Origin of the sequence: Pusillimonas sp. SM2304, from assembly GCF_031628915.1 — a bacterium.
Taxonomy (GTDB): Bacteria; Pseudomonadota; Gammaproteobacteria; order Burkholderiales; family Burkholderiaceae_B; genus Pusillimonas_C.
In genome coordinates, this window is sequence record NZ_JAVLUJ010000001.1 from 17,986 (window position 1) to 31,900 (window position 13,915).

The 13,915-nt window shown below is 56.0% G+C and carries 14 protein-coding genes; 11 read left to right on the forward strand and 3 right to left on the reverse strand.

Annotation, left to right across the window (positions count from 1 at the left end):
• Positions 1-86 precede the first annotated feature (86 nt).
• Entirely contained in the window at positions 87-1,253 is a 1,167-nt protein-coding gene (locus RE432_RS00085) for an NADH:flavin oxidoreductase/NADH oxidase (RefSeq protein WP_310931177.1), read from the reverse strand.
• Positions 1,254-1,388: 135 nt separating this feature from the next.
• Here RE432_RS00085 and RE432_RS00090 point away from each other — a divergent pair, with 135 nt between their 5' ends.
• Positions 1,389-2,372, forward strand: a complete 984-nt coding sequence (locus tag RE432_RS00090; RefSeq protein WP_310931178.1) for a tripartite tricarboxylate transporter substrate binding protein — start codon at positions 1,389-1,391, stop codon at positions 2,370-2,372.
• A gap of 44 nt (positions 2,373-2,416) precedes the next feature.
• On the opposite strand, the gene RE432_RS00095 is transcribed toward RE432_RS00090, so the two are convergent.
• Positions 2,417-3,322 (reverse strand): LysR family transcriptional regulator, encoded by a 906-nt coding sequence (locus RE432_RS00095; protein ID WP_310931179.1) that lies wholly within the window; start codon positions 3,320-3,322, stop codon positions 2,417-2,419.
• Positions 3,323-3,480: 158 nt separating this feature from the next.
• Between RE432_RS00095 and RE432_RS00100 the strand changes: the two genes are divergently transcribed.
• The 7 genes from RE432_RS00100 to RE432_RS00130 all read left to right on the forward strand — a co-directional run bounded on the left by RE432_RS00100 (position 3,481) and on the right by RE432_RS00130 (position 9,948).
• Positions 3,481-4,596 (forward strand): iron-containing alcohol dehydrogenase, encoded by a 1,116-nt coding sequence (locus RE432_RS00100; protein WP_310931180.1) that lies wholly within the window; start codon positions 3,481-3,483, stop codon positions 4,594-4,596.
• Positions 4,597-4,614: 18 nt separating this feature from the next.
• A complete protein-coding gene (locus tag RE432_RS00105) occupies positions 4,615-5,487 on the forward strand; it encodes a TauD/TfdA family dioxygenase (RefSeq protein WP_310931181.1) in 873 nt (290 codons plus the stop codon).
• Between the two features lie 27 nt (positions 5,488-5,514).
• A complete protein-coding gene (locus RE432_RS00110; protein ID WP_310931182.1) occupies positions 5,515-6,492 on the forward strand; it encodes a tripartite tricarboxylate transporter substrate binding protein in 978 nt (325 codons plus the stop codon).
• 10 nt (positions 6,493-6,502) lie between these two features.
• Positions 6,503-7,687: an alpha-hydroxy acid oxidase gene (locus RE432_RS00115; protein ID WP_310931183.1), complete on the forward strand. Its 1,185-nt coding sequence runs from the start codon at positions 6,503-6,505 to the stop codon at positions 7,685-7,687.
• Complete coding sequence (locus tag RE432_RS00120) at positions 7,680-8,099, forward strand: nuclear transport factor 2 family protein (RefSeq protein WP_310931184.1); 420 nt, start codon at positions 7,680-7,682, stop codon at positions 8,097-8,099. Before RE432_RS00115 ends, RE432_RS00120 begins: the two co-directional genes overlap by 8 nt.
• A gap of 21 nt (positions 8,100-8,120) precedes the next feature.
• Positions 8,121-8,882: a fumarylacetoacetate hydrolase family protein gene (locus RE432_RS00125; RefSeq protein ID WP_310931185.1), complete on the forward strand. Its 762-nt coding sequence runs from the start codon at positions 8,121-8,123 to the stop codon at positions 8,880-8,882.
• Between the two features lie 85 nt (positions 8,883-8,967).
• On the forward strand, positions 8,968-9,948 hold the full coding sequence (locus tag RE432_RS00130; RefSeq protein WP_310931186.1) for an NADPH:quinone reductase: 981 nt from the start codon (positions 8,968-8,970) through the stop codon (positions 9,946-9,948).
• 111 nt (positions 9,949-10,059) lie between these two features.
• On the opposite strand, the gene RE432_RS00135 is transcribed toward RE432_RS00130, so the two are convergent.
• A complete protein-coding gene (locus RE432_RS00135; protein WP_310931187.1) occupies positions 10,060-10,893 on the reverse strand; it encodes a thymidylate synthase in 834 nt (277 codons plus the stop codon).
• 140 nt (positions 10,894-11,033) lie between these two features.
• Here RE432_RS00135 and RE432_RS00140 point away from each other — a divergent pair, with 140 nt between their 5' ends.
• The 3 genes from RE432_RS00140 to RE432_RS00150 all read left to right on the forward strand — a co-directional run bounded on the left by RE432_RS00140 (position 11,034) and on the right by RE432_RS00150 (position 13,915).
• Positions 11,034-11,600, forward strand: coding sequence for a MarR family winged helix-turn-helix transcriptional regulator (locus RE432_RS00140; protein ID WP_310931188.1), 567 nt, complete (start codon positions 11,034-11,036; stop codon positions 11,598-11,600).
• A gap of 93 nt (positions 11,601-11,693) precedes the next feature.
• A complete protein-coding gene (locus tag RE432_RS00145; protein ID WP_310931189.1) occupies positions 11,694-13,193 on the forward strand; it encodes a 4-hydroxyphenylacetate 3-hydroxylase N-terminal domain-containing protein in 1,500 nt (499 codons plus the stop codon).
• Between the two features lie 14 nt (positions 13,194-13,207).
• Complete coding sequence (locus tag RE432_RS00150) at positions 13,208-13,915, forward strand: isochorismatase family protein (RefSeq protein WP_310931190.1); 708 nt, start codon at positions 13,208-13,210, stop codon at positions 13,913-13,915.

Here is a 13,915-nt window from a genome sequence, read left to right on the forward strand (position 1 = left end):
TCTTCGCAACGACAGCGGTATAGAAACGCCGGCTGGCGGTGGACGCGCCATGGCGGCAACGCCCTGCGAATGCCGTCAAATGGGCGTCAAGTCAATGCATTGGGATTGACGGCGCGATCGTACTGGATTGGCCAGGCGCTCGTCCCGTCGAGCTGGCCTTGCGCCCGCAAAGGCCAATAAGGATCCGCCAGCAACGCCCTGCCGATAAGAACCAGGTCGGCCTGTTCTTGGACAAGAATCTCTTCCGCCTGGCGCGCCTCGGTAATGAGTCCGACGGCGGCAGTGGCGACTTGGGCTTCTTTCCTGATCGCGGCAGCCAGCGGGACCTGAAAGCCCGGAGCGGGCTCGCCCCGTGATCCCGGCACGATGGAACCACTGGAACAATCCACCAGATCGACACCTGCTTCGCGAAGCAGGCGGGCAAACTGAATGGATTGATCCAGATCCCATCCGCCGTCCACCCAGTCTGTCGCCGAGATTCGCACGAAGAGAGGGAGCCGGGAAGGCCATTGCGCACGCACGGCTTTGGCCAGGCTCAGCGGAAAGGCCGTGCGTCCTTCGAAACTGCCGCCCCAGGCGTCAGTGCGTAGGTTGGAAAGCGGCGACAGAAATTCATGCAGCAGATACCCATGCCCCATGTGCAGTTCCAACACGTCGAAACCCGCGTCCAGACTCCGTTGGGCGGCTTGAACGAAATCGTCGATGACCCGCGCCATATCGTCTTCAGTCATTGCGGCGGGCATCGGGTACTCGTCGTTGAACGGCAACGCGCTCGGCGCAACAGTCGTCCATCCACCTTCATGGACATCGACCATTTTTCTTCCTTGCCATGGTTTTTGGGTGGAGCCTTTACGGCCCGCATGCGCCAGTTGAATGCCGGGCGTCGCACCCAGGCTCTTGGCGAAAGCGGTAATCGGACGAAAGGCAGCGACGTGCGCATCGTTCCAGATGCCTATGTCTCCATCACTGATGCGCGCGCCAGCCGAGACAGCCGCTGCTTCCACAAAAACCAGTCCGGCCCCCCCGACGGCGCGACTGCCCAAATGCACAACATGCCACGGTCCAGCGATGCCATCTGTTGCGGAGTACTGGCACATCGGCGCGACGCCCACCCTGTTTTTTAAAGTGATGTCCCGGATGCGAAACGGCGAAAAAAGTAGTGAGTTCATAGGGATTGGTCTGAAGTTGACGGATTGAGTATATACAGGGGCTGCTGGCGAGCTAAAACGCCTGGAGAAAAACAGTATTTCCATTATAGAAACAACACAACGCTTTTATGCTAACAAACGTCAATATAATAAATTCAGCATATACAGCAAGCGCAAGCAAATTTCCATGATTTGGCGCAAGCAAATAGAAAACAATAACCTTAAACAAGGGATACGGAGATGAAGACAAATTTCAGAAGGCGGGCGCTTTTTGCCGTCACCGCAGTAGTGGGTCTATGCTTTACCGGCGCCTCCGGCGCTCAATCGGTTGCCGACAACTACCCCGAAAAACCCATAAAAATCATTGTGCCCTTTGCGCCCGGAGGCTCGGTAGATACGCTTGCCCGGGTGATCGGCCAAAAAATGCAAGAGCATTGGGGGCAGCCGGTGCTTGTTGAGTCGCGGCCGGGGGCGTCCACCTTGATCGGCACCACCGCGCTGGCACACTCGCCCGCTGACGGGTACACACTCATTATTTCGGTCAGCAATCACACCACCAATCCGGCCATGCGCTCCGAGATGCCGTACGACACGCTGAAAGACTTTCAGCCCATCAGCCTGATGGCCCGTACGCCCATCGTCGCCTACGCCAACCCGGATTTCGAGGCCGACAATCTGGCCGAGCTGATGGCGCTGGCCAAGAAGAAGCCCGGCACCATAAATTTCGGTTCGGCCGGGGCAGGCTCCATGACGCACTTGACCGCCGAGCTAATGAAGCAAAAGACAGGCATAGACATCCAGCATGTCGTCTATAAGGGCGGGACGCCGGCGCTCATGGACACGATCGCGGGCCATATACCCATGACCTTCGCCACGGTGGGCCAGGCTTTGCAGCAATATAAAAAACAGATGGTCAAGCCACTGGGTATTTCGTCAGAGGAACGCTATCCGTCCGTACCGGAAATCCCGACCTTCAAGGAGCAGGGCATAGACCTGGTGACCACTGAGTGGTTCGGTTTGCTGGCGCCGGCCGGCACGCCACCCGACATTGTGGCGAAGCTGAACACGGAAGTCCGGCGCATTGTGGCGCTGCCCGGCTTGGGAGATCGACTCAACGCCATCGAGCTGGTGGCTTCATCGCCCGAGGAACTTGGGGCTTTCATACAGAGCGAAATGGATCGATGGACACCTTTGATCCAGGAACTCGGGCTGAAAGTTGATTAAGCAACGACGGGCCTGGACAATACCGTCCAGGGCCAATCCTGGGCTCAAACGGACCAGTCGGTGTCCTTGAACCATTCCCGCAAATGGTTGACGAATAGGCGGACTTTATACGGCAGGTGCTTCTTGCTTTGCACGATAGCGTAGATGTCCAATCCTTCGGGCATATAGTCGGGCAAGACGATTTCCACTGATTTGCTCTTCAACTGTTTCTCGACCATATAGCGCGGGTGCATGGCAATGCCATGATCGAGCTTTGCCATATGCAGGATGGATTCGCCAAGATTAGAATCAAATGAGCCCGACACGCGCGCCACGTGCATTTCTCCGTTCTGGCCCCTGAACGTCCAGCTTCCCGTCGGCGCCTTCAAGCTGTGCACGAGGCAGTTGTGCTGCTCCAGATCCTTGGGGGTTTGAGGCAAGCCGTGCTGTTCTATATAGGCTTGCGTAGCCACCAAGGCCTGAGGCACGACGGCAATCTTGTAGGCAATCTGGTTCGTATCCTTCAAGCGTGGGGCGATGCGCACCGACAAATCCATGTTCTCGGCAATCAAGTCACTGCGTCCATCATCGATCAGTAGCGAGGCCTTGATTTTCGGGTACTTCGATAGAAACGCGCCAATTGCGGGCGTCAGATGCACTGCGCCGAACGATGGGGGACTGCCGATACGGATGCGCCCGCTTGCCGTCTGCACCGGATTGCGCACGAGATCCTGCAGTGCTTTCAGGCTTTGCGTGACCGAGTCCGCATTCTCAAGGAGCAGTCGGCCGCTTTCCGTCAGGCTGACTGTCTTGGTGTTGCGGTTCAGAAGCTGCGCGCCAAAATGGTTTTCAAGCCAGGCGACCTTTTTGGTGACGGCCGACCTGCTGGTTCCCAAGCGTTCGGCAGCCTTGGAGAAGTTCAGCCCCTTTGCCACTTCGACAAACACGTCTATGCATTCGAGAATGTTCATATCAGTCTACGTTTCCAAATTGGAAAAATTGATTTCTGTTCTGTTGGGTATTCCCAGGCCGGCCGCTTCGCTAAACTTGATTTGAATCAAATCTGCTGAACAATGGATCGCTGATAGCGATGGCTGCATTTATGGATTACTTTCTGTTTGGAACTCATGTGTTGTTTGAGCCCGGCGCAGCGGCTGGGCTGGCCGGGGAACTGCGCCGGCTGGCGCTGCGCAGGCCCGTACTGCTCTGTTCCGCGCGCATGGCCGCCTCGGCCAAATTCGAGCTGATACGCCGGCAGATGGAAGCCTTCAACGTATTGCATATCGACAACATTCCTTCGCACTCCAGTGTTAGTTTAATCGAAACAGTGGCGCACCGGGCAGCGCAATTCAAACCGGATTGCATCGTCGCGCTTGGCGGGGGCAGTGTTTCCGATTCCGCCAAGGGCTTGGCCATGCTGCTGGCCGAAGGCGGCGCGCTGGCGGATCACGCCACGCATTTCGAACCGCCCTCTACAGTCACCGTGCCGCATAGGGTGCAGCCCAAGCTCCCCATTATTTCTCTGCCGACCACCGCGTCCGGCGCCGAGGCCACGCCTTCATTTGGGATATCGGATGGCCATGAAAAGCTTTTGTTCTGGAATCGATCGCTCGCTTGCACATCGATCCTGATAGACCCTGATTGGTGCGACGACGTACCCATGAACATCTTGCACAGCACTGCCATGAACGGCATCGCCCATTGTCTCGAGGGCTTGTATTCGCGCAACAGATCGCCAGTTTCCGATGCCCTGGCTATGCATGGCCTGAGGTTTTTCATTAAAGGGCTGGTGCCCGACAAGGCGCTGCCCGAAGCTGAGCAACGGCAGGCATTGCTTATGGCCGGGCACATGTCGGGCATGGTGCTGTCCATGGCCCGCAGCTGCCTGCATCATGCCATTTGCCATGTGATTGGGGCACGGCACAACACAGGCCATGGCGCGGTGAACACAGTCATGCTTGCGCATACGCTGCGGTTCAACGAGCCGGTGGCCGGCAATGAACTGGCGCCGGCGCTGGACATGATCAACGGCATGTCGGCTGGCCGTTATACGTCGGTATCCGACTGGGTGGCTCAGCTCATTGAAACCTTGTCGTTGCCGGGCCGGCTGTCCCAGCTTGGGATCACAGAAGCCGATCTGGACGAGATCGCCGCCGGCACGCTTGCGGAACGAGGACTGGCTTTCAACCCCAGGCCCGTCATCCACAGTTCAGACATCAAATCGATTCTACGCAATGCCTTGTAAAACAAATCAGGAGAACTCATGAAGATCGTGGAAAAGGACAGCAGCCTTGGCGCGCAAGTGCTGGATATAAATCTTGCAGAGCCCCTTACTGAAGAAAACTATAAGTCTCTTGAGCAGGCTTTGGGTCGATACGGCGTGCTTAGCTACCCAAATCAGCATCTGACTGCCAAGCAGCTCAGGGACTTCAGCGTCAAATTCGGGAAACTGGAAGTCAATGTTGCCAACATGTATTACGAGCCCGGTTTGCCCGAGGTCATGATTCTGTCGAACATCGTCGAGAACGGCAAACCCATAGGGCTGAGCGACGCGGGGCAAGACTGGCATACGGATATGTCCTACAGCAACACGATTGCTTTTACGAATGTGCTCTACGGCATAACGATACCCATGCGCAATGGCAAGTCACTGGGAAATACCGAGTTCAGCAATATGCATGCCGCCTATGAAGAACTGCCGCGCGAGCTGAAGAAGGAGCTCGATGGCATGACCGTCACCCACGACTTCAACAAGTTCTGGGAGATGATGCGACGCGAGCGGGGCAGTACCCGTCCGCCGTTGACCGAGGAGCAGCGCAAGAAGAAACCGCCGGTTTCGCACCCTGTTTTCCTGACGCACCCCATTACCGGAAAGAAGGTTCTATACGCGAATCCTGGCTATTCCGTACGCATTAACGAGCTATCGGAAGCACGGAGCGCCGAGGTGCTTGACTTTCTATTCAAGCACCAGATTCAAGAGAAGTTCAGGTATCGGCACGAGTGGCAGCAAGGTGATGTCCTCATGTGGGACAACATGGGAACGATACACAACGCAGTGTCGGACTACCGTCCCGATGAGCCACGCTTTATCAAGCGCTGCCAAGTGATGGCGGATAAATATTTTCCCGCCGCTTAGTCAGCAAATTGCCTTACGGAGACCATAATGAAAATAAACAAGAAACTTGCGCTGGCCATCGCCTTCGCAGCAACACTATGCGGCACGGCCGGCGCGCAGGAAAGCTACCCGGATCGCCCCATCAGGATGGTATTGGGCTACTCGGCAGGAGGGCCAACCGATGTGCTGGCCCGTATCATGGCCAAGCATATGTCCGAGGATCTGGGGCAGTCTGTCGTCGTGGAAAACAAGCCCGGCGCCAGTGCTTCCATCGCAGCGAACGATGTGATGCGTGCCGAGCCCGATGGATACAAAGTCCTGGTCACTTCACTGACCTTGAACGTCAACCCCCTGTTGTATCCTGATCGCTACAATTATGATCCGGTCAAGGATTTCGAGCCCATCGTCAATTTCGCAAAACTTCCATTGGTCGTGGTCACCAACTACGATTCTCCCTACCAGGACATGCAAAGCTTGCTCGACGATGCAAAAGCCAATCCGGGCAAACTCACCTTCGGTTCCTCGGGGTTTGGCGGCTCGGCCCACCTGGCGGCGGAAATGCTCTCGACCATGGCCGACCTCGATATGGTTCACATTCCGTTCAAGGGCAATGGCCCTGCCCTTCAGGAAATGATCGTCGGCCGGATTTCCTTCATGTTCTACCCCAGTGTAGGCATATCAAACTACGTTGCCGAGAAACAGCTAAGAGTTCTTGCCGTGGGAACCAAAGAGCCCAGGGCTGATTTTCCCGGCGTGCCGACCTTGGACAGCCTCGGCCTGACCGGATTTGAAAAGAGCGCCTCGTGGGTGGGCATGCTGGCGCCGGCCGGCACGCCCAAGGCCATTATCGACAAGCTCAATGAGTCCGCTGTCAGAGTGCTGAACAAGCCGGAAGTGCACGACCAGCTCGCCGCGCTGGGCTCCGAGGTGGTTGCCGATACGCCGGAGCAATACAGGGAGTTCCTGATCAATGACAAGCAACGATGGGCTGACGTGATACAAAAGGGCAACGTCAAGCCTGAGTAATGGATGAACTATGCGCGCTCAATTAAGTCGTTGCTATTCCATCGAGCGCCTGCGCGAGGCCGCCCGCAGCAGGCTGCCTCGCGGCGTTTTCGAATTCTATGACGGCGGATCCGAGGATGAAATTACGCTACGCGACAATGTCGATGCCTTCAAAAGAATCCGCTTGCTGCCAAGAGTCCTGCGGAACGTTTCCGTGGTCGATCTGTCGTCATCCTTGTTCGGCCGCAAGCTGGGCCTGCCTGCGGCCATTGCCCCGACAGGGGCGGTAGGCTTTGGATGGCGGGACGGTGATGTCGATCTGGCAAGAGCCGCCGCCAAATTTGAAATTCCGTACACCTTGTCAACATCGGCCACCGCATCCATTGAGGAAATCGCCGACAAGGCGCCGGGGCGGCATTGGTTCCAGGCTTATATTCTTCAAGACAAGGAAAGGCTGTTCGATCTCATCAGACGCGCCAACGCGGCGGATTACGAAGGGTTGATGATCACTGTCGACCTGCCTGTCGGCGGCAAGCGCGAAAGAGACTTCAGGAACGGATTGGGCTTCCCCATGAAGCTCACGCCGCGCAACATCGCGCAATTTGCGCGCAAGCCTGTCTGGTCGCTCGGCATGCTTGTCGGACGCCCTCCCGAGATGCCCAGCCTGGCGGGCATGCGCAAGGTTGAAGCGAACTCAAAGGCCTTGGAGTCGATTGCGGGCAGAAACTACGACCCCTCGTTCGACCTGGACGCGCTGAAGCAGTTGCGTGATATCTGGAAGAATAAACTCATTGTCAAAGGTGTCGTCAATCCGCTGGATGTGGATGCGCTGATATCGCTGGGCGTCGACGCGCTGGTGGTCTCCAATCATGGCGGGCGCCAGCTTGACACCGGCATTTCCACGATTGAGGCGCTCCCTGGAATCGTCAAGAAAGTGGGCGGACGCGCGCCCGTCTTTGTTGACGGCGGCATACGCCGGGGTAGTGATATTTTCAAGGCCAGGGCGCTTGGCGCGGCAGGCGTCTTGACGGGGCGAGCCACGTTGTTCGGTGTGCTCGCCGGCGGGCACGAAGGCGCCTGCCAGGCACTCAGAATCCTGCAGGACGAGTTGACCCGCGCCATGCAGCTTTGCGGCGCCCCCGGCCTGGCCGATATCAATACAGATATGTTGGCCCCTGGATCGAAGCACGCCTTTTCAGAGAACACGCATGAGTGATGACCTTAGCCTTTGCACCAATCAGATCATGGCTTTTTTTCGCGATCTGGACGATCGCGAATACGCCCGTCTTACGGAACGGCTGAGCGCCCAGGCGACGTGGCATAGACAGGGTCAAATCCTGAAGGGGCGCGCAGCTGTGCACGATGCGCTGGCGAAACGCTCGCCGACCTTGCGTATTCATCATCTGATCACTAATGTGATGGCCGACCACATTGACGGCGATGAATGCCACATGCGGGCCTACATGCTGGTGGTGCGCCACGACGACGGAAAAAAAGCCTGCGGGCCGGCCCCGCTATCTGGTATAGAGAATATCCGGACGACCCATGTCAAGCTCGAGCGCGACGCTGATGCTTGGCTTATCGTTCAAATGCGCAATGACGACCCCAGCTTTTCGGCAACAAGCTAGCACGACTGAAGGAAGCGGAACATGAAGTGGATAAGGTATACATCCAATGCGGCAACACAGTATGGGATCCTGGAAGACCAGCGTGTCGTTCAGGTCGAAGGGGACCCGTTCAATGGATACAAAAAGACCGGAACAGTGCTGGACCTGAGCGATGTCCAGCTCGAGGTTCCTGCCGTACCGTCGACTTTTTACTGCGTTGGCCTGAACTACACCAAGCACATCAGCACCGAAGGAAAAAGCATACCCGGCAAACCCGATGTCGGGTACCGGGCCAATAACGCCTTGATCGCTCACGGCAAAGACGTCGTGATGCCCCGTGACGCCACCAAAATCCACTACGAAGGCGAGTTGGTCGTGGTCATCGGCAAAAAGGCCAAGGATGTCAGCATGGAAGAGGCCGGCGACTATATCCTGGGGTACACGATCGGCAACGACGTCAGCGAACGCAACTGGCAATCGACTGACCGTACCTTCTGGCGTGCCAAGAATAGCGATACCTTCAAGCCCATGGGTCCCTGGATCGAAACGGATGTCGACCTTGATCGCATGGAAACCGTCGTTGCGGTGAACGGGAAAGAGATGACGCGCTTCAAGACCCAGGACATGCTCTTTGGCGTGGAACGCTTCATCAGTACCATGAGTCAGTACTTGACACTGTATCCTGGCGATATCATCTGGATGGGGACGGATGGCGAATCGCCCGACCTGTGCGATGGAGATGTCGTGGACGTGACGCTGACCGGCCTGGGAACGCTCAGCAACAGATTTGTTCGACAAGCCTGAGCAGCTTCTTTGCCGCCCTTTGATACCTGATGATAATGATCACAATCCATCCCTTGAATACAAGTGCAAGTAAAAAGGAGCATCCATGAAGGCTGCCTGGTATAGCAAGAACGGGGATGCCGCGTCAGTGCTGCAGGTGGGTGAGATACCAACACCTCAGGCAGGACCCGGAGAGGTACGCGTAAAGCTGCTTGTGTCGGGTGTCAATCCGTCCGACGTCAAATCGCGCGCGGGCAGCAGGCCTGTTGTGTCCGGCTTCGTCATACCGCATAGCGATGGCGCGGGGATCATCGACCAGGTCGGATCCGGCGTCGATCCCAAGCGGATCGGGGAACGCGTATGGTTATGGAATGGCCAGTGGCAGCGCACAATGGGGACGGCGGCCCAGTACATTGCATTGCCTTCGCAGCAAGCGGTCCACATGCCAACGAATACAACATTCGAGGCGGGTGCGTGCCTGGGTATTCCCGCACTGACGGCAGCCCGCGCCGTTGAACTGGCCGGCGACCTGAAAGGCAAGACAGTGCTTGTCACTGCCGCAGCCTCGGCTGTCGGGTTCTACGCCGCGCAAATGGCCCGGCTTCGTGGCGCTCGGGTTATCGGGACGATCGGCTCTGACGAGAAAGCAGCCTTCCTTAAGGCCGCCGGCTTTCAAGAGATTATTTTCTATAAGAAAGAGCCGGTGGCCGAGAGAATCAGCGCCCTGACTCAGGGCGCCGGCGTCGATGTGATCATCGATATGGATTTTTCATCATCTGCTGCGCTGGTGCCCCAAGGGGCGGTCGCCCATCATGGAGCCATTGTTTGCTATGGCTCCAATTTTCGTGGCGATGTGCCGATAGCGTTCGGGGCATGGCTGCCCCGCTCCCTTTCCTTGCATTTCTTCCTTGTATACGACTTGCTTGAACCCGATCGCCGGCAAGCTTTGGATAGTGTCCAGTCCCTGCTCGAGCTAGGCGTTTTGCAGCACCAGATTGGGCAAACATTCCAGCTGGATGATATTGCGGCGGCTCATCAGGCGGTCGAAGCCGGCAAAGTGCTTGGGAATGTGGTGGTCAGCCTTTAATGGCCTGGATTGCGGGCAAGGTCGACCGCCCTGCCATCGCATATTTACCGTCAGCCCCCCGGCCCGTCGGGATTTTCGTCGAGGAGCGCATCGCCGATGATGTAGGTCGTGTCACACAGCGATAGGAGCAGAAATAGACGGGTGGGGATCATAGCCAACGATTTCAAAGTCACCAAACTTGTAATCGTAAATGGATTCTGGATTCCGCTTGATAACCAACTGCGGCAAAGCGCGAGTATCCCGTGTCAGTTGGGTCTGTATCTGGGTGATGTGATTTGAGTATGCATGCAAGTCCCCAATGCTTACAACGATTTCATGCGGAACTAAATTGCACTGTTGCGCCAACATGTGCGTTAGCAACGCCAGCGACGCAATGTTGTAGGGCAAGCCAAGGAAGCTGTCTGAGCTTCTGATGTAAAGCTGAGCAGACAACTTATTGTTTGCCACATAAAACTGATATAACAAATGGCAGGGAGGAAGCGCCATTCGCCCTTTCTTGGCATTCTCTTTCGGGCTTAGAGACTCATCCGGCAAATACTCTGGGTTCCAGCCATGAAAGAGGATGCGCCTGCTATTCGGGTTGTTTCTCAGCGTATTGACCACATAGTCAATCTGATTGATGATGCCGCCATCCTTGGTTGGCCAAGCCGTCCATTGCTTGCCATAGACGGGTCCCAGCTCCCCTTCGTCTGTTGCCCATTCATTCCAGATGGTCACCCCATTTTCATTCAACCAACTGACATTTGTGTTCCCGCTAAGGAACCAAATCAATTCATTGGCAATGCTTTTGAAATGGAGCTTTTTGCTTGTAAGAAGAGGAAAGCCTGTGGAAAGGTCATGGCGTATTTGCCGGCCGAAAACAGAAATCGTTCCCGTTCCAGTACGATCACCTTTCTGCTCTCCGTTTTCGAGGATGTCACTTAAAAGTTCGAGATATTGTTTCACTTGCGGTCACTCAGTCCGTTGATGATATAAGTATAGGACTTATAGCCGTATAAGGCGTCGTCCGCATTGCCATGAAGCGCAACCCGCCACTATGATAGCCTTGACCCGCTCAGCGCCTTAAAGGCTTTATAGATACATTCATGGCAAAACAACCCCCAAAAAAGCAACCGGAACCCGCAAAGCTTCCTCTTACCGCCTCCAATCCTGCGCTGCTCGTCGACGAGTCGGATCAAGTCCTTCGGCGGCTCACACTAGGCTTCGCAGTATTAGGCTGGCTCCTATCAGACATCCGGACCTCTTTCGGAAAGCTGATCCATCTCTCGCCGTTTCAATACGTCGCGCTCCAGGCCATTGCCAGGCTTGAACACGAAGAGCCATGGACAACTCGTATCTTGGCCACCCACTTTCGGGTGACCAATGCCTATATAAGCATGGAGCTGCGCCCTCTTCTCAAGCAGGGCCTCCTGACCAGCGAAAACAGCCCCGATGACAAGCGAATCAAGTTCCTTTCAATCACCAAAGAGGGCTTGGAGCTGCTAAGAGTGCTGTCTCCCGTCCAGCAGAAAGTCAACGATTGCCTTTATTCTCAGTTCGATCAACAAGGACTGACTCAGCAATGCCTGACCGTCGAACGTATGGTCAAGGACGCCGAACATGCCAAAGCATATTTGCAAGACCTGCTGGCGACGCGCAGCTTTAAAAGCTAAGGCCGAGTAAAAAAACAACGATATTCTTGACATAGATCATATCCCTGCAATATAGTTAAGTAACTTTATTAACTATATGGAAGGCGGCACTGCATGTTACGCACTGGCAAGGACTATCTGGCTTCACTACGCGATGGCCGGCAAATTTATATCGGAGATGAGCGGATCAGCGACGTCACGACGCATCCGGCATTTCGCAACGCGGCACAAAGCTACGCCAACCTTTTTGATCTCAAACGGAAGACGGAAGGCATGTCTTTTGAAGAGGATGGCAAACGCTTCAGTTTCTACTACAAGCAGCCGAGGAACGCCCAGGACCTTGTATTTCGCATGAAGGGACACAAGCTGCTCGCAGACTTCAGCTACGGTTTATTAGGGCGATCGCCGGACCACGTAGCCTCGTTTGTTACAGGCATGACGCTCAGGCCCGAGGTCTTCGATGTTCCAGGGCAAGGTTTTCGCGACAATCTCGACGCTTACTACCATTATTTACGCGACAACGATTTATACGTCACCTATGCGGTCCATCCTCCAGCCGGCGCAAAAAACTGGAGCACCGACGCAAAAGCGTACCTCTTCGACTCGCCGTCGCTGCAAGTCGTGGCGACCGACGACACAGGCGTAACGATCCATGGAATGAAAATGCTGGCCACCGGCGGCGCATTCGTCGATGAAGTATGGATCGGCAATTTGACAGCGCTGGCGCCCGGCAGGGAAAAAGAAGCCATCACATGCGCCTTGCCGATTGCAACGCCCGGCATCACGCTATGGTCCAGGAAGTCGATGGAAGCGATGGCGGAAAGCGTTTTCGACAACCCATTGTCCTCCCGTTTCGACGAGTCCGATGTCATGCTCATTTGCGACCATGTCAAAGTTCCCTGGAGCCGTGTTTTCACGCTGGGCAATGTGGAACTGAGCCGCTCTATATATATGGAAACCGCCGGGCATTGCTTCGGGAATCACCAATCCAATGTCCGTTTCTGGTCCAAACTGCAGTTCATCGTAGGCTTGGCAAACAAGATCGCGCAATCCGGGGGCGTTCGCGGCATTGCCGCCGTCCAGGACACATTGGGCCGCCTGGCCGCGTACGAGGCGAGCATCGCCGCCATGATCCACGGACAGGTGCAAGCCTGCGAGCACATAGGTGAGGAGTACGTGCTGCCCAATCGCCGCTATATGTATGGAACCCTTAACTGGTGCCAGGAAAACTACGCTTCGTTGTGCACCACCGTCAGAGAACTCATGGGCGGTGCAGTGTTCCAGATGCCCGCCAACGTATCCGTGACGAACAATGCAGCGCTCAGTGCCATATTCGAGGATTTCTGGTCCACGGAAAACGAAACAGCGCTTGATCGCATGAAACTCTACAAGCTGGCCTGGGACATGCTCGGTTCTGAATTCGCAAGCCGCCATCTGCAATACGAAAACTTCTATGCCGGACCGTCCTTCGTAGTGCGGGCATACAGTCTGCGCCACGCCCCTTGGGCCGCCTTTGACACGATCGTCGATGACCTTATGTCCAGCTACGACGCGACCACAACGAAGAATCCAGTGCCGTCGCGTGACAGCACAGCCGTCACCACCACTACCTGAGAGAGCTGAAGAATATGTCCAGTCAACATAAACGCCCCTGGGATGGGCTCATCACAAGCGCCGACAAGGCCGCATACGCAACCGCAGGCTTCGGAGGCCAGAGCGGATTGGGGAAGCGTCCCGCCCTATTGATCATCGATATGCAGTATAGAACCACCGGCACCAAGCCCGTTCCGTTACAGGAAGCGATGAAAGAATTCGCCACATCGTGTGGGGAGGCTGCCTGGGACGCCGCCTCCCGGATCAAACCTATTCTGTCGATGTTTCGTGAAAAAGGCTGGCCTGTGCTTTATCCGCACGTAGCGCCCAAGAAGCCCTATGACAAGGGCAGGCTTACGGAAAAGGTCCCTACCATGATGGGCATCCCACCCAAAGGCTACGATTTCTTCGCCGATCTGGCCCCCCAGCCCAACGACATACTCGTTCCCAAGCGGCACCCCAGCGCATTCTTCGGCACCTCCTTGGCCAGCGACCTGATCAACCTCGAGGCCGACACCCTGGTCATCGTGGGATGCACGACCTCTGGATGCGTCAGGGCGAGCGTTGTGGATGGTTTTTCCTACAACTATCACATCGTGGTGCCTGAGGACTGCGTGTACGACAGAGGAACCGTCGCCCATGCCGTCAATCTTTTCGACATGTCGGAGAAGTATGCACATGTCCTCCCATCGGGCGAGTTGCTGCAGCTTCTGGCCGATATGCCAGCCCGTGTCAGTGAATAA